The organism is Acinetobacter legionensis, assembly GCF_048552295.1.
Lineage (GTDB): Bacteria > Pseudomonadota > Gammaproteobacteria > Pseudomonadales > Moraxellaceae > Acinetobacter.
The window spans coordinates 21,502-42,600 of record NZ_JBIMCW010000023.1 but is presented as its reverse complement, the minus strand read 5'-3'; the positions used below and the strand labels follow the sequence as shown (position 1 = coordinate 42,600).

Sequence of the window (21,099 nt, the reverse complement as noted above, 5' to 3'; positions counted from 1 at the left end):
TATAATTTGGAATAATTCATGAAAATTAAATTACTGTCTTTTACCATCATTTCTTCATTATTTTTAACCGCATGTGGAGGTGATTCAGATGCTGGGGATTATACAACGAACAATGAGTCTGAATGGTTTGGATATGAAACTGGCTCTTCAACCCAAGACATTAACCTCTTTACTAAAGTAAAGTTTAGTTTTAACAATAAGCAAATGTACATCAATGGTGAATATAACGTTGATGGTTCAACACAGTTCCTTTCATCTGATCTTTTAAGTGATTATCTAGCAACAGATGGACTCTATGATGCGCCTAAAAGTAAAACTGATTTTGGCTATCAATATGCAACGCTGAAATCGCAAACAGCGACAGTTTGGACATTTACACCTTATTCATCACGTAACTATAACCAATTAGAATTAACTGAAAAATTTGAAACAGTCAACTTAACAGGCAAAGCAATTAGTCCATATATCGATGGATTTGAGCATTATGCTGGCTCAAATATTGCACTTAGCTCAATAGTTGGCACTTATTCTTCATATTATGTGCAAAAACTTAAAGGCAAAACATTCCCGTCTGGATCAACATGTTTACGATCTATTTCCTCTTCAACAAATACAAGCTTCGCTGATCTTTATTCAGGCTATCGTCTGAATAATTACGACCCATCAAAATATTTTAAAGACGGTTATATTTCAACGGTGCTAGGAAAGTTCAACTTAGATTTATCCCGAGACATGCAACTGAATACATCGGTTGATGCTGTAGCTAAAATCGGCTCTGACTATTACCCAGCAAACTATTATACTGCAGGTGAATATGACATACTTTCAAACAAAATTAAGCAATATGAACGAGATTATCAAGACGCTGTTGCTGAGTTTGGTAAAAACAGTATAAATGCTCAGTTACAAGAAGCTTATCTAAATGGCTTAAAGTCAGAATGTACGCTATTTAACAAAACAGCAAGTGCTGCAATTGATGCTGTAAAATAAAAGATATTCTTTTATATAACACTGACTAAATCTTATTTTTAGTCAGTGTTTAAGATAATTTAATCGTTTCAATTTGTAGCTAGAAAAATAACAAAGTTAAAAATCACAGCAGGTTTAACAAAATCTACAACCTTCTATTTCACAACAGTCTAACGATATTTGCCAAATACTTTCCAGAGATTGTTATCCGCTAAAGGATCAGCATAGCTATCATTTCTTGACTTGCGCGGCTTATCGCGGGCATCCACCAATTCAAAATCTTTTTCAGTGCTCAGCACTAAACCATTCACATAAAATCGTGTTCTCGTATATTCACTTTGTCCAAACTGAAAAATATAGGTTCTTAAATCAATGAACTCACGATGTGCAACCAAGGCTGCGGTATCATCACTGTTTAACCACTGTGACATTTTTTTAATTTGGCTGGGTTCAAATTGCCCACATTTCTCTACCAATGCAGCAATTCCACGAAAAGTCTTTGATTCTTTGGCACGGGTTTTATTAATCCGAATCCGATCTACATGAAAGAAAAACAAAGGTAAATTTAAATGGCTAGGTAATTGAGCAACATCTAAAACCTCATCATCCATAAAAGGTTGATACAACATTTGTGCCCTTTCAACCAAACCAAGCCACTGTTTATAGTAGGTATCTACTTCCGATTGTGTCCCATAATAAATAGGCAAACCTTCAACATTGCTTAAGTTTACAGGTGGCCAAATATTTTGACGTAATAATGCAATATCACTTTTCAAGCTTTGTATGGCAATCGCATCTTGCATTATCTACTCCTTGAGTATTTTTTAAGCTTAGGCTATTTGAGTATGCTATAGTTATATCAATGAAACAAGTCTATGAAAAGGAATGATAATGTCCGAAAATAATGATTTTTTTGAAGAATCTGAAGAAGTTGAAGCTGACGAATACTTTTATGAGCGCGCGGATGAATTTATCGCACTTGCCAATCAATTTGCAGATCAAAATCATCAAGTGTCTCACTTGACAGCACACCCGGGAAAGATCAGTGCGTCATTTATGTATGCCAATGCCCGTTATAGCATTTGGCATGCAGCATGCGCCTACCAGCAAGCGCCAGATTTTAAAACAGATCGCCAAGTCATTTTAGACTATTACGTGGAACAATTTAAACTCATGCTTGAAGATCATCTTGATGAATATCAAGAAAATTTTGACAGCTATTTTTCAAATTCAGATACAGAGGAAGTAAAGCGTTTCGTTTAACCTGTGGATTGCCTATAATAGCGCACCAATGAAATACGCTATGTGGAAAAGTCATGTCTCAAAAAATCGATGCTACTGATGTCACCGAAGAAGAAGCCTTAAATGCTGTTTTTTTTGAGCGTGCGGATGAGTTCATCAAACAAGCCAATGAGTTTTGCCGCCCAGCGAAAGGACAGCAACCTAAGCCAGAAGAACTTCGTGGACAAGTCAGCTCAGCAATGCTCTTCGCTACTGCACGTTTTAATACTTGGGTTGCTGCAAACACCTTTAAAGATGGTGATGAAATGCGTGATGCCAAAGAACAAGTCATGTCTTATATATTGCAACAATTCCAAATGATGCTTGAAGACAATTATGATGAGTATTGTGAACAGTTTGAAAATTATCTCCGCTTCCGTAAAAACGAAGATTTTCATACCCACAAACATGATCATGATGACCATGATCATCAACACTGATGTAAGTTAAATCATCTTAGATTGATCTAAGCATTGATAAAATAGCCTCATTAATGAGGCTATTTTTTTATAACAGTTTTGGCAGTCATCCCAAAACAATAAATCAACTGACTCCTTCCAATGGCTTTACTTCATAAATTTTACCAAGCGACAATATTCATCTTTTATAAAATTCATGTATTGTATTTTGATAATAAATAACAATTTGGACGTTGTATGCAAGATTTGAATTTTCCAATCATTGACCCACATATTCACCAATGGGATCCCTACAACACCCCTCATGCAGCAGCATTTGCGGTAAAGCTTTTGGGCAAGCATCCATTCCTACTTGATAAAATGGTTCGTTTAGTCAAAGCTAAAGATTTGATTGAAACGGTTGGACTAACGGAACACATTACCCGACCCTATTTACCACAAGACTATAAACATGATCTTGGCTCATATACGGTCGAACAAGTGGTGCATATTGAAGCCAGTTGGGCCAAACAGAAAGGCAAAGGTGTCGTAGGTGAAACAGAATTTATTGAATCCTTACCCTTTAATGAAAATACCGTAAAACTTGGTGGCATCGTGGCTACCGCGGACCCGTGCGATCCTAATTTCAAAAAGATTTTAAAGTTACACCAAAAAGCATCTAAACATTTGCGCGGTATACGCCGCATGGCTTCCTTTCATGAAGATAAAGGCGTGCATAATTGGACGGATCTCCCACACCTATATACTGAGAAAAAGTTCTTAAAAGGCTTTGAACAACTCGCGCAACATAACCTGAGTTTTGATGCTTGGGTGTATTCTCATCAAATTCCCGATGTAATTGAGCTGGCAAAAAAGTTCCCCGAAACCTCAATTGTTTTAGACCACCTTGGTACACCAGCAGGCCTGTTTGGTAAAATTGGACAAAATACAGGCTTATCAAAAACAGCACGTGAAAATATTTTTTATCAATGGCAAGATGCTATTGCTGAATTATCTGCTTATCCAAATGTATATACCAAAATGTCTGGTCTATTTATGCCAGTGCTTGGTCATCAATTTTATAAGAAAAAACAACTGGCCTCTAAGCAACAAATCATTGATCTTGTTGCACCACTAATTCTGCATGCTTTGGAAAGTTTTGGCACCTATCGGGTGATGTTCGCTTCCAATTTCCCAATGGATCGGGTCAATACCAGTCTGGTGAATATCATTGATGCGTTTAGTGATATCGTGATGCAATATGATGAAAATGCACTGGAAAATATCTTCCACCATAATGCCAAACAATTCTATCGTTTGTAATTTTACAAGATAAAAGAGGTGTTTACTTAAACACCTCTTCAAACTTATTTACTGATACACATAATTTTTAAGTATAGAAGTTTAATTAAATTGAGCAAGAAAGGCTTGAATTGCATGTCGTGCAATTTCAGCATCTTCAAATGATTTCACTCCTGAAATACCCACTGCACCAACCAACTGACCTTGATACAAAATAGGCTCACCACCTTCCAACATCCCTGAGCCGCTCTGCATGGTTAAAAATCCCATTTGACCATTTTTGATAAGGGTCTCATATGATCCTGACGGTCTACGACTTAATGCAGAGCATCTGGCTTTGTCCAAACAGAAATTCGACGTCAATGCAGAAGTACCGTCCATACGCTTCATTGCCAATAAATTGCCTGTTTCATCAACGATGGCAATACTGACATTAAAAGCATGATCAATTGCATATTGATGTGCTTTATTCAATAAAAACTCTGCATCAGATAAGGTTAAATAGTGTTTGGTTTGCATATTTTCTTCCTGAATTATAATGTCTAAAATCACAAAAAAGCCTGTAGTCTAAGGACTACAGGCTTTTATTCTAAATCAAACTTGATTCAAAAAGACTGTCCATTCTGCTCATTTATTCAAGCAATCGAAGTGGTCTTAAATCCCCTTAAGCTTGCATTTCAGCAAAGACTTGTTTAGCCATATCAATGGTAAACTGAATATCTTCATCACTGTGTGCAGCTGAAATAAAGCCTGCCTCAAATGCAGATGGAGCAAGGTTTACACCACGATTTAACATCCCATGGAAGAATTTACGGAATGCTTCAATATCGCATTTTAAAATATGGTCAAAACTGCTAATTTCGGTTTGATCAGTAAAGTAAAGACCAAACAAACCACCCGCTTGTTGAGTAAAGAATGGGATTCCAGCTTCATCAGCAGCCGCTTGTAGACCTTGTAATAATTGATCTAATTTTGCAGACAAATCGCTGTAGAAGTTAGGTTGGCGAAGGGTTTCAAACATTTTGATCCCTGCTCGCATAGCCAAAGGATTACCCGACAAGGTTCCTGCTTGGTAAACCCCGCCTAAAGGCGCGATACATTCCATGATTTCACGTTTTCCACCAAATGCACCAACTGGTAATCCAGCACCAATGATTTTACCCAAAGTCGTTAAATCAGGTTTTACATTATAATATGCTTGCGCACCACCGAGTGCTACACGGAAACCTGTCATCACTTCATCAATAATAAATACTGATTTGTATTGATCACATTGCTCACGAATCGTTTCTAAGAAACCTGTGATTGGTTTAACCAGATTCATATTTCCAGCAACAGGTTCAACAATTACCCCTGCAATCTCTTGACCATATTTCGCAAAACAAGCTTTAACAGCTTCAATATCATTATATGGCAAGGTCACCGTATGCTTGGCAAAATCAGCAGGTACACCCTTTGATGTTGGCTCACCCATGGTCAACATGCCTGAACCCGCTTTAACCAATAAAGAATCTGAATGTCCATGATAGCAACCTTCAAATTTCACAATCATGTCACGACCTGTATAACCACGTGCCAAACGAATAGCCGTCATGGTTGCTTCAGTACCTGAGTTGGTCATACGGACCAATTCAATTGATGGCATGATTTCACAGATCAAATCAGCCAGTGTGGTTTCATGTACCGTCGGTGCACCAAAGCTTAAACCATCAACCGCTGCTTCTTGAACTGCTTGGATAATATCAGGATGTGCATGACCTAAAATCATCGGCCCCCAAGAACCCACATAGTCCACATAGCGCTTGCCGTCGACATCGTATAAATAAGCACCTTTGGCTTTTTCGATAAATACTGGCGTACCACCCACCCCATTAAACGCTCGTACTGGAGAATTCACTCCACCTGGAATATGTTTACTGGCTTGTTTAAACAATTGCTCTTGTTTTGGAGATAGGCTCATAAATCGACTCAATCCTGTAGAATACTAAAATTTCAAAATGATATAAAAAATCACGATACAAATTAAGATTTTGCAGTTTCTGCAAATAACTGTGCCCAAGCTGCGACACGGGCAGGAATATTTTCAACTGATAAAGCTAATATATCACTAATCACAGCGCAAAGGTCAGCACCAGCCTCAATCACAGCTTGAGAATTTTCAACTGTTAAACCGCCAATAGCACAAATAGGTAAATCAAACTTTTCAGATGCCTGCTGTAATGTCGCTAGGCCAATATTACCTGCTTCAGGTTTGGTCGATGTTGCATAAATTGCGCCAAAGGCCACATAGCTTGCCCCTTCAGCGATTGCTTTTTCAGCCAACTCAATTGAGTTTAAGCAAGTCCGCCCAATGATGACACCGTGTGGTAAACGTTGCACTGCATCTGAAATTTCACCATCAGACTGCCCAAGATGAACACCTAAACTAAATTGTTCAGCTAAATCTAAATCATCATTAATCAAAAATGGTGTCTGATAGTTTTCACACAGTTGCTTGATCTGCTTCACTTCATTTGCTTGGTCAGATTGAGCTACTTTTTTACGGCGATACTGAAGAATAGCGACTTGCTTAGTGCTTAAAGCAGCTTCGAGTTTTTCTAATAATAATTGGATTGGATCGTCGTTGGTAATCAGGTAAAGACCGCGCATTCAATATTCTCAAACAATCAAATAAATGGATTATAAGCAAGTTTTCTCAGCGAAGACGTGACAAAAACAAAAAAGCTTAGAAATCTCTAAGCTTTTTTGTTTAATTTATTACTATACTGACAAGATTAGCTCTCAATTTTATCTAGACTACGGTCTTTTAAACTTAAATTGCCACGTACAATATCGGAAAGCATACGCCAGTCTGAAATAAAACTATAAAATGGTTGCTTAAAACTTGCTGGCTTATTTTTCTCAAATACAAAATGCCCCACCCAAGCACATGCATAGCCTGAAAGCAGTCCATAGACCACGTATTTTGCTTTACGTTGACGAATTGCCTTGCTAAAAAAATAAATACCGACACTACTTCCAGCTGCATGCAAACGGCGACTCATCATGCTACGGTGTTCAGTTAAATAAAAACGATAAAATTCTGAATAGTTTTTAATTGGTAATTCAAACTTCGGGTTTTGCTCTAATTCCGATTTAGGCTCAACATACGCGTTCATGATCAATCATCCTGTTTTATTTTTAATCAGCTTAGTTTATTTTATGCTGCAATAACAGCCAAATTCAATATCAAGTCTGTTGACAATTCATCTATATTTACGACTTCAAGTATTGCCCAGACCATACAAGTCACGAAATAGGAAATTTTGTCATTCTAAATATTTAATGAGTAACGATATTGCGGTAAAAAATACTCAAATGTCATGCTATACAAGTCTTCTGATGACACATTTTAAGTTACAATGCCCGATTAAACATTCAATAATGTTTAATTATCTAATAACCATGATTAACACTTAGGACCCTCACATGCTTGAAGTTGAATTAAAGTTTCAAATTCCGGAAGCCCGCCGCAATGCACTCCTCAAAGCATTAGATCCTAAAAAATCCCAAATTATTCAATTACAAGCAAAATACTACGACACACCTGATCGTCAGATGTCCCAACACGGCGCTGCACTACGTCAACGCTTAGAAGGAACACGTTGGGTACAAACATTAAAAGCCGCCACCAAAAGCCATTTACAACGCTTTGAAGACAATATTGATTTAGGTGAGCTTGCTGAAGCCCCACATTTAGATATTGATATTTACCAGAATAAACCCGAAACACTTGCTGTTTTAAAAAATGCATTGGGGGATAAATTTGATGAACTCCAATTACAATTTGAAACCGACATCCAACGTACCATCCGTGTGATTCAGTTTGAAGATGCTGAAATTGAAATCAGCCTCGATATTGGTGAAGTCAGAACCGAAACCTCAAAACAAGAAATTCATGAGGTTGAATTTGAGTTAAAAAGTGGCTCAATTCAATCGCTTTTAGCTTTTAGTTTTGAGTGGGTTAAAAAGTATCATTTGTGGCTTGATGTACGTAGCAAAGCTGAGTTTGGACACTTATTGACTGTGAATCAAAAAGTCAGTCCAGCACAGCTCAGCAAAGAAACCATTTTAAATAAAAAAGACACTGCAGATAAAAATTTACGTGTGCTTATTGCCAGTCAATTACAACATTTATTGCCAAATATTGCCGCGATTTCTGCACAGGTTGCCCAGCCTGAACATATTATTCAAGCACAGACGGCCCTACACCATTTACATTTAAGTCTTTCTCTGTTTAAAGATTGGACAGATACCAAAACGGATAAATGGTCACATCAACTTTCAGCGTTTGAGAGTCATTTTAAAAACTTACAGCATTTTGAACATATGCAACGCACATTAGGTGCTTTACTGCAAAATCCGAAAACGGCGCAAAGTTTAGATCGGGATATTTTGTATGCTAATGAAAAACTTATCAATTTGGTCAAATCAACTCAAAATGTGCAGCACTATTTAGAATTACTCATGTTCAGTTTAGGACAGTCTGCGAAAGCGCCAACCCATGACTTAAAATGGTTTGCGCAAAATACATTGCAAAATCAGTATCGACAGTTACAAGAAAGTTTAAATGAAGCCGATCTATCTGACCTTGAAAGTTTAGAAGCGCTGGCTCAGCATTTAAATGAATTAAAATTTAGCTTTCCGATCCTAACCAATATCTATGATGTTAAGAACTTACAGAAATATGCGAAATCTTTAAATGATGCTCAACAAGCTTGTGAGCAATATCAAGTGCTTGCTTCATCATCATCTTACCTACAACAAACCGACCTAGAAGCCAGTGATTGGTTTGCCTTAGGCTGGCTTACCGCAAAACAAGAAGCTTATGCGGAAAAACTGCTTGAAGCGACAGAACAGTTCTTGGTTAGCCGTAAGTTTTTAAAATAAATCAGCGGCAAGAAGAGATGGTTTTATTGATTAAAGTTATTGAATAAAATCATCTCTTTAAATACTGCATAAAATTGAAGAATAGTAGTCGCGTGAGTATTCACGTTGCGAATTTGTAATCATTCATTAAAAACTCAAAAAAAACAATTTATCGGATTAAAATCGAAAGAATAAGTAGGGTCTGTTGACATTTCATAAATGGCTTGCGTTGTCGGCTAAAATTGAGCAGGCAAGGCATGAAACGAAGAGAATAGCGAGACTATTTTCGAGTTTCATAACGCAGACTGAGATAATTTTAGCCACAACCCTTCAGGACTAGCGTGTTTTTTGCTGCTACATCGTTACGAACTATTTATTTAGAATGACTAAATTTCATATTTCGTGCCTTGTATCATCTAAAAAACACTCTTATTCGCAAACGTAGACGAATTGTCAACAGACCCTAATAGAATGGAACGATAAGCATGTTTGAAATTGAATTGAAATTCCAAATACCTGAAGAAAAGCAAGAAATGCTCATTAAAGCGTTTCAAAGAAAAGATACCAATATTCAGCACTTACAAGCCAAATACTATGATACGGCACAATTTATTTTGTCTGAGCATTCCATTTCGCTTCGTCAACGCCTTGAAGATGATCAAGAAAATAAGCAATGGGTACAAACCCTCAAACTTCCAACAGAACAAAGACTCAAACGTGCAGAATTTGAGGAAAACATCGGAAGCTCAGAAATAGGATTAGATCTAAAAAATTATCTCAGTAATAAGCATATTGCTAAAAATATTAAACGCTTATTAGAGCAACATAAAGACGGATTAGAAGTTCAGTTTCAAACAGACATCGAAAGAAAACTCAGTTTATTTAAATTTCAAAATAGTGAAATTGAAGTCAGTTATGATCATGGTCATATCATCGCCCATCAACAGCATCTCGCATTACGTGAATTAGAATTTGAACTGAAACAAGGTACTGTTCAAGATCTAATTTCTTTTATCTTACCTCGGATGAAACGCTATAACTTATGGCTTGATACCCGTAGCAAAGCGCAACAAGGTTTTCAGCTTGCACAAAATACTCCAGACAATCCCGTACAGTTGCAAACGCCACTTATTCTTGATTCAAAGGATCATCCTGAGAATGCATTAAAAAAGATCGTGAATAATTGTCTATCTCATCTACTCCCCAACAGTACAGCAATTGCATCTGGAAACTTTAATTCCAAACATATTCATCAGGCACGTGTGGCAATACGTCGCTTAAGAAGCGCTTTAAAAACCTTTTCGAATTGGTCTTTGCATATCGATCCCACTTGGCAAACTCAGTTAACCGAACTATTTAGACAACTTGGTTCGGCTCGTGATTTAGATATGATTCGAGAAGAGTTATTACCTCAGCTTGAAGCGGCTGGTGCACCTAAGTTTAAACTTCCAGAACCTCAAGATGTTGATTCGCAAAAATTAACCAAACTGTTTAGATCTTTTAATTTTAATTATTTAGTCCTATCCCTGATTCAATTTATTGCCCAAGAATCAAATGAAAAATCTCAAATAGCTGTACATAAAGCAGCATTTAAAAAAGTTAGGCAATTACATCGCAAAATTCAAACTGATGCGAAAAACTATTTAAATTTAGACATCGAAGCACGGCACCGTACTCGTAAAAACTTAAAGCGTTTGCGTTATAGTATTGAGTTTGTAGCATCATTATCGGATAAAAGCCAAGTCAAAAAATATTTAAAAGCCATTAAACCTGCTCAAGAAAGTTTAGGTCTCTACAATGACCTGATTGTTGCTGAAGATGTGTTAAAAAAATTGGTCAAAACAGAACCCCAAGTCTGGTTTGCTTTGGGCTGGGTTGCCGCAGAACGGCAACGGCTTTTGCTGAAATCACAACAAGATTTGCTGCAGTTTGCCAAGACAGCCACTTTAGAGTAATTGTAGATACTCTCCTGCTCTTTAAACCGAGATGCTCCGATCACTGCGGACAAAAGCGCATAAGTTTTAAGCTGGATATGGAATCACGTTTTCAATAACTGAACGACTCAATGCCCTGTATCAGGATCCTCTCTTCTACACAACTAAATTTAATATTAAATTTCCCAAAACGCATTCCATAAATACGTGCATCATCATACTGATAAGCTGGTCGAGGATCTAAAGCCAGTACCGACTCAAGTTCAGCGATATATTTTTGGTCCATGTCAGCTGTTTGAAGAAATTTACTTTTTAATTGCTGTGCATGCTCAGACCAAATAACCTGTTTACGAACAGGCTCATGCTGGGCATAACCACTTTGCGCCGCATCCACAGCATCAGAATAATGAATATAAGGTTTAATATCGACAATCGGCGTACCATCTAAAAGGTCACTGCCTGTCACATATACACGAACTGCATTACCCTCTTTTTTAACGGCTTTAAGTTGTACTACAGATAAACCAATCGGTGCAGGACGATACATACTGCGTGTTGCAAATACACCGATTTTTTTATTTCCACCTAACCGTGGTGGCCTCACTTGAGGACGGAATTTATCTTTATCTTGTTGATTTTTATTGTCATGAAACTGCCAGATCAACCATAAATGACTAAACTCTTCGATTCCCTCAAATGCTTCCAAGACGTTGTAGGGTGCATGCATTTCGATAAAAGACTCCACCTGAACCAGATTTGGTTGTCGAGGAATACCAAATTTTTCAACATAAGGAGAACGCATAATCCCAATAATCGGGAGACTTAACTCAGTCATAATCATTTTTTCTGATAAGTTCAATTAAATATATTCAGTTTATCGAGAATGATTTTAGATTAGAATAGCAGGCTGTTCTAATTTGATAATTTATTGAGACCTTTAATGGCTGCTTTCAACGTCGAAAAGATTACTCACGTACACCACTGGAATGACACTCTATTCAGTTTTAAGACCACACGTGATACTGCATTACGTTTTAAAAATGGTCAATTTGTGATGATTGGTCTTGAAGTCAATGGTAAGCCTTTAATGCGAGCATATTCTATTGCAAGCGCTAACTACGAAGAAGAATTAGAGTTTTTCTCAATTAAAGTGCCTGATGGTCCTTTAACTTCTATTTTGCAAAAAGTAAAAGTTGGCGATGAAATTCTAATTTCAAAAAAACCTACAGGTACTTTGGTACTTGATGATTTGAATCCAGGTAAAAACTTATACCTTCTTTCATCGGGTACGGGGTTAGCACCGTTCTTATCAACGATTCGCGATCCTGAAACCTATGAACGTTTTGAGAAAGTCATCGTGGTACATGGTACACGCTTTATTTCTGAATTGGCTTACCAAGACCTGATCCTCAACGAACTTCCAAACAATGAGTTTTTTGAAGAGCTAGGTATTAAAGACAAATTGGTTTACTACCCAACTGTGACCCGTGAAGATTTTCATACGCAAGGTCGTGTAACCACTGCGATTGAATCTGGTGCATTATTTGAAAAAATTGGCTTACCGCGTTTTAATCCAGAAACTGACCGTGCAATGCTGTGTGGTAGCCCAGCATTCCTTGACGATGTTGTCGAGCTCCTTGACCAACACGGACTCAAAGAATCACCTAAAATGGGTGTTTTAGGCGACTATGTGATTGAACGCGCATTTGTTGAAAAATAATTTATTTTTCAAGCATCGTTAAACTGAAAACCGAGGTCCAATACCTCGGTTTTTTGAGTTTAATGAATATAAATTAGTACAGTTTGACGGCTCTGTTTTATAAATCTTGTATCTTTATAAAAAAGAAAGCCATACAAATGTATGGCTTTCCTTAAGTCAATGAGTAATTAAATCATCAATTTAGATTTTTCTGAGCTTGACCATATTGGTCAGCCATCACTTCAACCAATTGATCAGGTTTAATATACTTCTTAATCACAGCATCTACATCCGCTTTGGTCAGTTGAGCAAACTCTTGATCTCTTAAAGCACGACTATCCATTTTCTTATTGCGTTCAAGCTGGCTGTTTAACATACGATGAATCACACGTTCATCTTCTAAAGACGTTACACGTTGCTTCATGATATTGGCTTTAGCCGCTTCCAACTCCTGACTGGTTACTCCAGTCGCTAATAAGTCATTCAGCACTTTACGCACCACTTGCGATACTTCAGCAGATTTTCCTGCTGTGTAATTGGCTTCGATCGACAATGCACCTGCTTCATTAAAAGAGTCCAAGTTTAATTGACTACCAAAACCATAAACCAACGCATTTTTTTCACGAAGCTCTTGTCCTAAACGTGAAGACAATTGCGAGTCACCCAAAATATAACTAAAGACAATCAGTGCTGCGGCATCTTTATTGTCTACACCTACAGGTAAGGTCTGCAAAGCTTGATAACTACCAAACTCACGTTGTTCTGAAAGGGCATGCACTTTCTGCGCTTTATAAGGGGTAAATTCTGTTGATAAACGCTGATAAGGTTGTTTAGCTGACCAATTTCCAAATTGTTGCTCAAGTAACTTCTTGATCGGTTTTGCATCATATTGCCCAGTGATAGAAATAAAGGCATGGTCCATTGCAAAGTATTTTTTATACAAATCAATAACTTGTTTATTGGTTGCTGCTTGAATCTGTTGTTTAGCCAGTTCTGGTTCAAAATGATAACGTAAATCACCCGGCTGATAGGTTTCAAGTAGGCGCGCAATGGTTAAAGAGGATACTGTTTCAGGCTCAGTATATGGTCGATCCAAACTAGATAAACTTTGTAATTTAATTAAATCAAATTGCGATTGTTCAAATTTAGGGCTCTTCATCACCGACACGATATATTTAAAGAACTCTTCAAATTTTTCTTTTTTCGCTGAAATTTGAATAGTAATCCCGTTATCCGATGCCGTCGCAGTTGCTGCACCACTTGCTTCAATAGTTTTATCTGCAATATTCTGTAAGCTATATTGCTCAGAAGCACGTAATAATAAATAAGCCGTAAAATCGAGAATTTGTGCCTTATTCATTAAAGATTCAGCTGTACCAAAATTAACCTCAATGGTTGCATAGGTTTTATCATCACGTGTCGAGGTTGGGAATAAAGCATACTTCATCCCATTTTTTAAAGTGCCACGTTGAATCTTTTTCTCTGTTGCAGTTAAATATTGTTTCGATTTTTCAACATATTGGGCAACTTCCGCTTGATAAACACTGACATCTTTTAACGGTTCTACTGCAGCAGCTTGTTGATCTAAAGTTTTTGGTTTTTCAGCAGCTTGCTTTTGCTCTAAGGCCTTTTTCTGGTCTTCAGGTGTCGGTTGAATATCACCATTAAAACGGTGCTGTTCAGTTAAAAATGCTTTTAAAGTTGCATTAGTTTCAGCTACGCTTAACTTTTGAATGGCTTGTTGATCTTTAAAATATTGTGCCCAATTACCATGAGACGACACCACATAATCACTTAACATACCACCAACAGCAGCAGCACTGGTCAATAAACTCTCGTTGGCATTCTGGATTAGATTTTTAACCCGTTTTAATTCGACATCATCAAAGCTTTTATTTTTTTCTACACCGGCAATCAACGCACTGTCAATTTTTTGAGCATCATGGTTTGGTGCATAAATCGCCCCCATAAACACCAAATTAAAATCATCATCTAACCATGTTGTCGACTGAACATTGGTCGCTACACCAGTTTCTACCATGCTGGAATATAGATGACCACTCGGTTGTAAGGTATATAAATATGGCGCAAGTGCTAATACTGGCTGAATTTTTTCATTCTTACCATTCATATAAATATTGAATTTGGCAAGGTCACTGCCCTTTTTCACCACAAAATTACGATTTTTTATGGTTGAAGAATCAAGTAAAGGTACTGTTGCTTGTTGAGGAATCTTACGTGCAGGTATCGCACTAAAGTTTTTATCAATGGCTTTTAAAACTTCTGCTTTATCAAATTTACCAGCAATCACCATTACCGCATTATTCGGTGCATACCAGTCTTTATAGAATTTGTTCAATTCATTCATTTTAATTGACTGTAGTTCAGCAAGATCACCAATTGGTAAACGACCTAATGACTTGTTGCCATAGGCTGCTTTCCACATTTGATCCATCAGCACAGCAAAAGGCTGATCCATACGCACTTCGCGTTCGCGCATCACAATATTGATTTCTGAAGGAACGAATTGTTCTTGAAGCACCAATTTGTCCATACGTTGTGACTCTAAATAAATCACTTCATTTAGGGTGTTTTGGTCTGGGCGTACAATATTGGTATATTTAGTCGAATAATAATCGGTACTGGCATTGGTCATTAACGTATATTGATCTAAACGGCGTTGAAATTCTTCACCTTTTACATCTTGTGTGCCTTTAAAGGCTAAATGTTCAAGTAAATGTGCAAGACCACCTTTGCCTTGTGGATCATTTAATGAACCGGTCAAATAAACCGTATTCATAAAGACTTTACTTTCTTTGTCATTCGGTGCAAGTAAAACTCTAAAGCCATTCTCTAGCTTATATTCTTCGATATTATGTTCAGATTTAACCAGGATGGCTTGAGCAAAACTAGACGCACTAAAACCAAGAATACAAAGCGACAAGGTGAGTTTTTTCAACTGCATGAGCATAGGAGAATCCAGAATTTTTTAAATTTTAAACATTTATAAGCTAAACATCTTAAGAAATTCTGAACAAAATTTATAGTAAAGTTTTGAAAAAAGAGCCGTTTATTTCAACGGCTTTTGTAATGATTTGAACATGTCTATCTTAAAATCAATTTAAATAAAAATCTCAGCTTGCATAAATAACTGTGCATAGCCTGAAATTTCTATACGTTGACTATCCTGAATAGCACAAAACAATTTTCCACCGCGCGCTGATGCCTGATAACCAATAAGTTGTATTTTACCTAGCTTTTCAGCCCATAAGGGCGCTAGACCAGTATGCATTGAACCTGTTACAGGATCTTCATCTATTCCTTTATGTGGAGCAAAATAGCGAGCAACATAATCATAATCGTTTGAAGCTGCGGTAATGGTCACATCATAGCCTGCAGACTCAGCAGTTAATGCGGTACTCACATGATACTGTTCTGCAATTTTTCGGATATTGGTTAAGTTTGGCTTTGCATTTATCACATCTTGTGCAGATTCACAAACTAAAATATAAGCTTGCGCATTGAGGTAGACTTCTTTAAAAGGCTGATCAATGACATGATTCAATAACGCTGGATAATCGATCACTTTTTGTGGCTGACGAATCGGGAAATTCATCAGGATCTTTCCATCCTCAGCTTGCTGGATGATAAAAATACCCAAATCTTTAACATGAAAATGAATCGTCTTCGCTTGAGTATAGTCTTTAAATAAAACAAATGCTGAAGCTAAGGTTGCATGCCCACAAAAATCGACTTCAACCTGTGGTGTAAACCAGCGAATTTGATAATTTTCATCATCCATGCGTTTGACAAAAGCAGTTTCTGCCAAATTATTTTCTAAGGCAATATTTTGCATCAGAGCATCATCCAGCCAGTCATCTAAGACCAATACAGCAGCAGGGTTGCCCTTAAACAATTCTTGTGTAAAAGCATCAACTTGGTACATTTTCATTGTCAAAACTCCTCATTTTAATCTATTCTAAGCAATACTAAAAATGATTACAGATACAGTCTAAGTTTTAAAATGGTTACAGTTGAAGCTTGATCGTATTGACCATTCAAAATACACCTGTTTTATAGATTCATTTGAAGTTTATAATCTTTCCTAGATCAATAATGATGGAATAAGCACGATGAAAATAAGCATAAAACTCAAAAGCGTCGTTATAAGCAGCCTAATCCTATGTTCTCCACTGACTTTTGCAGCCGATACCATTTGGATTGCTGGAACCACACATAAAGGGACAGTTACCGTACCTATAGAGAATGGCCCTAATGTGGTTTGGAAATGCGATGGTACTGTATGTCGAATGTCTGGACCTTGGGGTAATCAACTTTCAATCGACTCATGCCAAAGTTTGGTATCTCGAATTGGGAAAATCACCTTCTATAAAAATTCTGCTGGAAAAATTTGGACAAAAAATTCAAAAAAATTGGCTGAGTGTAATCAAGCTGCAAAATAGAACGCTTTAGCACCAGCAGGCCATCATATTTATCAGAAATATGATCGTGATAAACTGCTATTTATAGTCGAGAATACTCTGACTTGTTTTAATGAATCAGCTTTTAATTAAAAAGAGTATGTTTGATAAACTTTAGTTGAAAAAAAACACCTAAATGTAATTTAGGTGCTTTTTATGGCGTTTAAATAATATAGAAAAATAGGTTAACTATGTTTTAACTCTTCTCTCTCATCTGAAAGTAAAATGCTTTGATCTGTCTGCCCCATCAATTGACTGGTCACAACACCTGCAGTCATCGAACCATCAACATTTAACGCAGTACGCCCCATATCAATCAAAGGTTCAATGGAAATCAGCAAAGCCACCAAAGTTACGGGTAAACCCATAATCGGTAAAACAATCAGTGCAGCAAAGGTTGCACCACCACCGACACCTGCAACGCCAATTGAACTTAAAGTCACTACGCAAGCTAAAGTTAAAATCCAGATCGGATCAAGTGGATTAATCCCTACTGTTGGGGCAACCATCACCGCAAGCATCGCAGGATATAGACCCGCACAACCATTTTGTCCAATCGTTGTACCAAATGAAGCAGAAAAGCTAGCAATAGACTCAGGCACACCCAAACGGCGAGTTTGTGCTTCAATATTTAATGGAATACTTGCAGCACTCGAACGGCTGGTAAAAGCAAAGGTTAATACAGGTAAAACCTTTTTAAAGAAGCGGATTGGGTTAACGCCTGTCAGCAACAATACAATTGCATGTACTGCAAACATGATGGCTAGCCCCAGATAAGAGGCAACCAAAAAACCACCAAGATTAACAATATCAGCGGCTTTAGAACTTGCTACGACTTTCGTAATCAAGGCAAATACACCATAAGGTGTAAGCGTCATCACCAATCGAACTAACTTCATCACCCACGCTTGCAAAGTATCAATTACAGTGACGATACGTTGGCCTTTTTCGGCATCATCTCTGATCAGGTTAAGCCCTGCCAAACCGAGCATCGTAGCAAAGATCACCACACTAATGATTGAGGTTGGATGTGCCCCAGTGAGTTCAGCAAATGGATTTGTTGGCAAAAAAGATAAAATAAAATCAGGTACATTTAAGTCTGTGACTTTACCAATATATTCAGATTGAATTGCTTCAAGACGTGCTGTTTCCTGTGTCCCTTGTACAAGACCAGCCGCACTTAATCCAAATAAATTGACCACAAACACGCCAACCAAAGCGGCAATAAATGTGGTAATTAGTAATGTACCAATGCTAAAAATACTAATCTTGCCTAATGAGGATGCATTATGTAACTTAATCACAGCACTCAGGATGGAGACCAGCACTAATGGCATGACTACCATTTGCAAAAGCTTTACATAACCATTTCCAACGATATTAAACCATTGAATAGACTCAGTTAAAATTTCAGAATTTGTACCATAAACCCAATGTAATCCTAGCCCAAATACCACACCTAAACATAAACCGGCAAACACTTTTTTAGCCAGACTCCAATCTGTCTTTCTGGTTTGCATCAGCAGTATGATCAAGGCAATGAATATGACAATATTCAAAATGAGCGTATAGTTCATTCGAGTTCCAATAGTTTTGATCGTTTTATTATAAGCTTATTGTGAAATATCCAATAGTCTTTAGCATTTTTTGATATTTAAGTGTTGTTTTCTCAACATGTACTATTAATAATAAAAACATTACTTTAGCTTACTCATGAATTTTTTGTATAAGCTTATACAAATAAAGACTAACACCCAGAATATAGGCCATCTTATGAATTCACATATCCAAACTGTTGAACTTTCTAAGGCTTATCGCCTATTAAATCACGGTCCAACCGTGCTTATCTCAGCCCAGTATGAAAACGAAAATAATGTCATGGCAGCAGCTTGGGCTTGTGCATTAGAACTTGTGCCTGCCAAAGTGAGTGTGGTTTTAGACAAAAGTACGAAAACTCGTGAATTAGTTGAAAAGTCAGGGCATTTCATCCTGCAAGTACCGACACTTAAACAACTTAAACTGGTACAACAATTAGGTTCAATCAGTCAGTTTAATGATCCTGAAAAACTCTCACACTGCCATACGCCACTTTTCCGGTTTGAGGGATTTCATCTCCCTGCGGTTGAAGGCTGCGCTGCATGGTTAATTTGTGAACTGATTCCTGAACCGCATAATCAACAAAGCCATGATTTATTTATAGGCAAAGTCGTCGCTGCATATGCGGATGATCGCGTATTCCGAAATGGTCACTGGTATTATCATGAAGTTGGTGCTGAATGGAAAAGCCTACATCATGTTGCAGGTGGACATTACTATACGATCGGAGATCCTGTAGATGCCAATCTATAAGCTTAATCCTTACGAATTTTTGCTTGTCGATGGGCCAATCTGTTTTAAATCATGTTCAATTCATAATTGTACAATGATCTAAAGAGACTTAGCCCTTGATCTTAATCGTACATATCCTGCAATAAGCTCCGATTTTACCCTCTGGTTAAGTTGTGTGAATAAGCCTTGATTATTCCTAAACTAAATACTGATTATTTATTGTCATTTTTTTAAATTCACCTTAAGGTGAATTAACGGAAAATGGATAATCTGCATAATGACCAAGATCAGATCAAATAAAATTCAGCTGAGTATCTTCCTATGCCTGTGTATGTGTTTAGGCATTGGCATTCTCCGATTTTCCTATACTGCATTATTGCCCTCTACCCGTCTTGCATATCATTGGGACTCCAGCTTTGCCAGTATATTAAGCAGTGCAAATTTGTTGGGGTATTTAATTGGTGCATTTTGGGCAATGAAATTGCCTCAAAACTTTACCATGCCTCGATATATCATTTTAGCGGCATTTTCTGGAACGGTGAGTTTACTCAGTTGTGCTTTTTCAGGTCTTCCCGAAAGCTGGTATGTCTTTTGGCGAGTCATTTCAGGCATCAGTGGTGGCTTATTGATGATCCTAGCTCCCAGTATCGTTGCACATTGCAGCAAAGCTGAAGAACGGCTAACCATCAATTTTATTGGCTTTAGTGGTATTGGCATTGGAGTATTATTGGCAACCCTGTTTTTGCCTTATCTTGACAGAATCAACACACAATCTGCATGGATGATTTTATTTGCATTCTCTGCTGTCATTTGTTTGGTCATTGTTTATTTACTCAATCAGTTTAAAGATCATCTGGATCATATCAACGTAACAAACAATCAAACAGGGACAGTTAATGGTATGTATTTTAGTTTGCTAGTTGTCTATGCTTCTAGTGCTTTTGCCTATGTTCCTCACTCACTGTTTTGGATTGATTATCTTAAAAATACCCTACATCTTAATCTATATTTGATTAACTTTAATTGGATTTTGTATGGTGCAGGCAGTGCCTTAGGTGCAATCAGTGCTTACTTATTAGCTCAAAAATTCGGCAATTCTACCGCATTAAAAATATTATATAGTCTGTATGTTTTTGCGATCTTGATTGCTATTTTTTCAACTCATCCAATCCTTACCTATACATCATCCTTTTTTACTGGTTTGCTTAATCCTGCTGTGGTTTTCCTTACTTCATATACCATTTTACATCTTTATCATGTGGCCTATAAAAAACTATGGAGCATGGCAACATTAGCTTTTGCAGTAACTCAATTGATTGGTGGAATCTGTTTTAGTAGCTTGCAACATTGGGGAGTTTCATATCACCAGCAATTTATACTTGCCTCATGTGTACTTGCTGTAGGTACAGCACAATTTTTTATCTATTCTCAAACCCATCAAGTCATTAATCATAAATAAAGCTTAAGTTTTTATGAAATTTTAGAAACTATTGGTTATCAATTCATTTTTCATACTTTTGAATCCTATATAGTTATCCTACCGTAGGGAGACAGGGATGCCGCCACATCTGTATAGAAATGTGGGAGCACAGGACGTAACCTCGCCCAACGCGAGATTTTTGTCATCTTGTATCTTTTCATCTGAGCAAGAACAAAGCACTGCTTTGTTTGCAACGCAAGAGTGAGGCATCGCCTAGGCAAAAATATTTAAACTTTGAAACTAATGTGTGATATTGCAATCTTGTTATAATCAAACAATTTATTTTCCAATACAATTGATTTAATTAAAAATATTAATT

General features: G+C 37.2%; 19 protein-coding genes. 10 read left to right on the top strand and 9 right to left on the bottom strand.

Annotated elements, in window-relative coordinates; all coding sequences use genetic code 11:
- The first annotated feature begins 18 nt into the window (after positions 1-18).
- Positions 19-990: a hypothetical protein gene (locus ACG916_RS16405; protein WP_419328659.1), complete on the top strand. Its 972-nt coding sequence runs from the start codon at positions 19-21 to the stop codon at positions 988-990.
- A gap of 149 nt (positions 991-1,139) precedes the next feature.
- Here the strand turns inward: ACG916_RS16405 and ACG916_RS16400 are convergent, their stop codons facing one another.
- Entirely contained in the window at positions 1,140-1,772 is a 633-nt protein-coding gene (locus ACG916_RS16400) for a hypothetical protein (RefSeq protein ID WP_419328658.1), read from the bottom strand.
- Between the two features lie 88 nt (positions 1,773-1,860).
- Between ACG916_RS16400 and ACG916_RS16395 the strand changes: the two genes are divergently transcribed.
- From ACG916_RS16395 to ACG916_RS16385, 3 genes are all read left to right on the top strand, one after another.
- Entirely contained in the window at positions 1,861-2,232 is a 372-nt protein-coding gene (locus tag ACG916_RS16395) for a DUF3144 domain-containing protein (RefSeq protein ID WP_336954498.1), read from the top strand.
- 53 nt (positions 2,233-2,285) lie between these two features.
- A complete protein-coding gene (locus ACG916_RS16390) occupies positions 2,286-2,690 on the top strand; it encodes a DUF3144 domain-containing protein (RefSeq protein ID WP_336954497.1) in 405 nt (134 codons plus the stop codon).
- Between the two features lie 216 nt (positions 2,691-2,906).
- Entirely contained in the window at positions 2,907-3,971 is a 1,065-nt protein-coding gene (locus tag ACG916_RS16385) for an amidohydrolase family protein (protein WP_419328656.1), read from the top strand.
- A gap of 81 nt (positions 3,972-4,052) precedes the next feature.
- On the opposite strand, the gene ACG916_RS16380 is transcribed toward ACG916_RS16385, so the two are convergent.
- The 4 genes from ACG916_RS16380 to ACG916_RS16365 all read right to left on the bottom strand — a co-directional run bounded on the left by ACG916_RS16380 (position 4,053) and on the right by ACG916_RS16365 (position 7,108).
- Positions 4,053-4,469 (bottom strand): GlcG/HbpS family heme-binding protein, encoded by a 417-nt coding sequence (locus ACG916_RS16380; protein WP_336954495.1) that lies wholly within the window; start codon positions 4,467-4,469, stop codon positions 4,053-4,055.
- A gap of 145 nt (positions 4,470-4,614) precedes the next feature.
- The gene (gene hemL, locus ACG916_RS16375) at positions 4,615-5,910 is read right to left on the bottom strand and encodes a glutamate-1-semialdehyde 2,1-aminomutase (RefSeq protein WP_336954494.1); all 1,296 of its coding nucleotides are present in this window, start codon (positions 5,908-5,910) and stop codon (positions 4,615-4,617) included.
- 62 nt (positions 5,911-5,972) lie between these two features.
- Positions 5,973-6,599 carry a thiamine phosphate synthase gene (thiE, locus tag ACG916_RS16370; protein WP_336954493.1) on the bottom strand — a complete coding sequence of 209 codons (627 nt, stop codon included), beginning with the start codon at positions 6,597-6,599 and terminating at the stop codon, positions 5,973-5,975.
- Between the two features lie 125 nt (positions 6,600-6,724).
- On the bottom strand, positions 6,725-7,108 hold the full coding sequence (locus ACG916_RS16365) for an Mpo1-like protein (protein ID WP_151957026.1): 384 nt from the start codon (positions 7,106-7,108) through the stop codon (positions 6,725-6,727).
- Between the two features lie 310 nt (positions 7,109-7,418).
- On the opposite strand from ACG916_RS16365, the gene ACG916_RS16360 reads away from it, so the two are divergent.
- Together ACG916_RS16360 and ACG916_RS16355 are read left to right on the top strand one after the other, a co-directional pair.
- Positions 7,419-8,879, top strand: coding sequence for a CYTH domain-containing protein (locus ACG916_RS16360; protein WP_419328655.1), 1,461 nt, complete (start codon positions 7,419-7,421; stop codon positions 8,877-8,879).
- Positions 8,880-9,343: 464 nt separating this feature from the next.
- Entirely contained in the window at positions 9,344-10,813 is a 1,470-nt protein-coding gene (locus ACG916_RS16355) for a CYTH and CHAD domain-containing protein (protein ID WP_336954491.1), read from the top strand.
- 91 nt (positions 10,814-10,904) lie between these two features.
- Here ACG916_RS16355 and tsaA read toward each other — a convergent pair whose 3' ends face one another.
- Positions 10,905-11,633: a tRNA (N6-threonylcarbamoyladenosine(37)-N6)-methyltransferase TrmO gene (gene tsaA, locus ACG916_RS16350; protein ID WP_419328653.1), complete on the bottom strand. Its 729-nt coding sequence runs from the start codon at positions 11,631-11,633 to the stop codon at positions 10,905-10,907.
- 99 nt (positions 11,634-11,732) lie between these two features.
- On the opposite strand from tsaA, the gene ACG916_RS16345 reads away from it, so the two are divergent.
- A complete protein-coding gene (locus tag ACG916_RS16345) occupies positions 11,733-12,512 on the top strand; it encodes a ferredoxin--NADP reductase (RefSeq protein WP_004721908.1) in 780 nt (259 codons plus the stop codon).
- 175 nt (positions 12,513-12,687) lie between these two features.
- On the opposite strand, the gene ACG916_RS16340 is transcribed toward ACG916_RS16345, so the two are convergent.
- Together ACG916_RS16340 and ACG916_RS16335 are read right to left on the bottom strand one after the other, a co-directional pair.
- Positions 12,688-15,462 carry a M16 family metallopeptidase gene (locus ACG916_RS16340; protein ID WP_419368199.1) on the bottom strand — a complete coding sequence of 925 codons (2,775 nt, stop codon included), beginning with the start codon at positions 15,460-15,462 and terminating at the stop codon, positions 12,688-12,690.
- A gap of 150 nt (positions 15,463-15,612) precedes the next feature.
- On the bottom strand, positions 15,613-16,443 hold the full coding sequence (locus ACG916_RS16335; RefSeq protein WP_419328649.1) for a PhzF family protein: 831 nt from the start codon (positions 16,441-16,443) through the stop codon (positions 15,613-15,615).
- Positions 16,444-16,624: 181 nt separating this feature from the next.
- On the opposite strand from ACG916_RS16335, the gene ACG916_RS16330 reads away from it, so the two are divergent.
- Positions 16,625-16,954: a DUF8200 family protein gene (locus tag ACG916_RS16330; protein WP_419328647.1), complete on the top strand. Its 330-nt coding sequence runs from the start codon at positions 16,625-16,627 to the stop codon at positions 16,952-16,954.
- Positions 16,955-17,157: 203 nt separating this feature from the next.
- On the opposite strand, the gene ACG916_RS16325 is transcribed toward ACG916_RS16330, so the two are convergent.
- Positions 17,158-18,549, bottom strand: a complete 1,392-nt coding sequence (locus ACG916_RS16325; protein WP_419330610.1) for an L-cystine transporter — start codon at positions 18,547-18,549, stop codon at positions 17,158-17,160.
- Between the two features lie 196 nt (positions 18,550-18,745).
- On the opposite strand from ACG916_RS16325, the gene ACG916_RS16320 reads away from it, so the two are divergent.
- Positions 18,746-19,321 carry a flavin reductase family protein gene (locus tag ACG916_RS16320; RefSeq protein WP_419328645.1) on the top strand — a complete coding sequence of 192 codons (576 nt, stop codon included), beginning with the start codon at positions 18,746-18,748 and terminating at the stop codon, positions 19,319-19,321.
- Positions 19,322-19,577: 256 nt separating this feature from the next.
- Complete coding sequence (locus tag ACG916_RS16315; RefSeq protein ID WP_419328643.1) at positions 19,578-20,759, top strand: YbfB/YjiJ family MFS transporter; 1,182 nt, start codon at positions 19,578-19,580, stop codon at positions 20,757-20,759.
- Positions 20,760-21,099 lie beyond the last annotated feature (340 nt).

What these genes read in the sequence shown, in the direction of transcription:
- ACG916_RS16405 (WP_419328659.1), top strand. Translation starts at nt 19, where the DNA reads ATGAAAATTAAATTACTGTCTTTTACCATCATTTCTTCATTATTTTTA.
- ACG916_RS16400 (WP_419328658.1), bottom strand. Translation starts at nt 1,772, where the DNA reads ATGCAAGATGCGATTGCCATACAAAGCTTGAAAAGTGATATTGCATTA.
- ACG916_RS16395 (WP_336954498.1), top strand. Translation starts at nt 1,861, where the DNA reads ATGTCCGAAAATAATGATTTTTTTGAAGAATCTGAAGAAGTTGAAGCT.
- ACG916_RS16390 (WP_336954497.1), top strand. Translation starts at nt 2,286, where the DNA reads ATGTCTCAAAAAATCGATGCTACTGATGTCACCGAAGAAGAAGCCTTA.
- ACG916_RS16385 (WP_419328656.1), top strand. Translation starts at nt 2,907, where the DNA reads ATGCAAGATTTGAATTTTCCAATCATTGACCCACATATTCACCAATGG.
- ACG916_RS16380 (WP_336954495.1), bottom strand. Translation starts at nt 4,469, where the DNA reads ATGCAAACCAAACACTATTTAACCTTATCTGATGCAGAGTTTTTATTG.
- hemL (WP_336954494.1), bottom strand. Translation starts at nt 5,910, where the DNA reads ATGAGCCTATCTCCAAAACAAGAGCAATTGTTTAAACAAGCCAGTAAA.
- thiE (WP_336954493.1), bottom strand. Translation starts at nt 6,599, where the DNA reads ATGCGCGGTCTTTACCTGATTACCAACGACGATCCAATCCAATTATTA.
- ACG916_RS16365 (WP_151957026.1), bottom strand. Translation starts at nt 7,108, where the DNA reads ATGAACGCGTATGTTGAGCCTAAATCGGAATTAGAGCAAAACCCGAAG.
- ACG916_RS16360 (WP_419328655.1), top strand. Translation starts at nt 7,419, where the DNA reads ATGCTTGAAGTTGAATTAAAGTTTCAAATTCCGGAAGCCCGCCGCAAT.
- ACG916_RS16355 (WP_336954491.1), top strand. Translation starts at nt 9,344, where the DNA reads ATGTTTGAAATTGAATTGAAATTCCAAATACCTGAAGAAAAGCAAGAA.
- tsaA (WP_419328653.1), bottom strand. Translation starts at nt 11,633, where the DNA reads ATGATTATGACTGAGTTAAGTCTCCCGATTATTGGGATTATGCGTTCT.
- ACG916_RS16345 (WP_004721908.1), top strand. Translation starts at nt 11,733, where the DNA reads ATGGCTGCTTTCAACGTCGAAAAGATTACTCACGTACACCACTGGAAT.
- ACG916_RS16340 (WP_419368199.1), bottom strand. Translation starts at nt 15,462, where the DNA reads ATGCTCATGCAGTTGAAAAAACTCACCTTGTCGCTTTGTATTCTTGGT.
- ACG916_RS16335 (WP_419328649.1), bottom strand. Translation starts at nt 16,443, where the DNA reads ATGAAAATGTACCAAGTTGATGCTTTTACACAAGAATTGTTTAAGGGC.
- ACG916_RS16330 (WP_419328647.1), top strand. Translation starts at nt 16,625, where the DNA reads ATGAAAATAAGCATAAAACTCAAAAGCGTCGTTATAAGCAGCCTAATC.
- ACG916_RS16325 (WP_419330610.1), bottom strand. Translation starts at nt 18,549, where the DNA reads ATGAACTATACGCTCATTTTGAATATTGTCATATTCATTGCCTTGATC.
- ACG916_RS16320 (WP_419328645.1), top strand. Translation starts at nt 18,746, where the DNA reads ATGAATTCACATATCCAAACTGTTGAACTTTCTAAGGCTTATCGCCTA.
- ACG916_RS16315 (WP_419328643.1), top strand. Translation starts at nt 19,578, where the DNA reads ATGACCAAGATCAGATCAAATAAAATTCAGCTGAGTATCTTCCTATGC.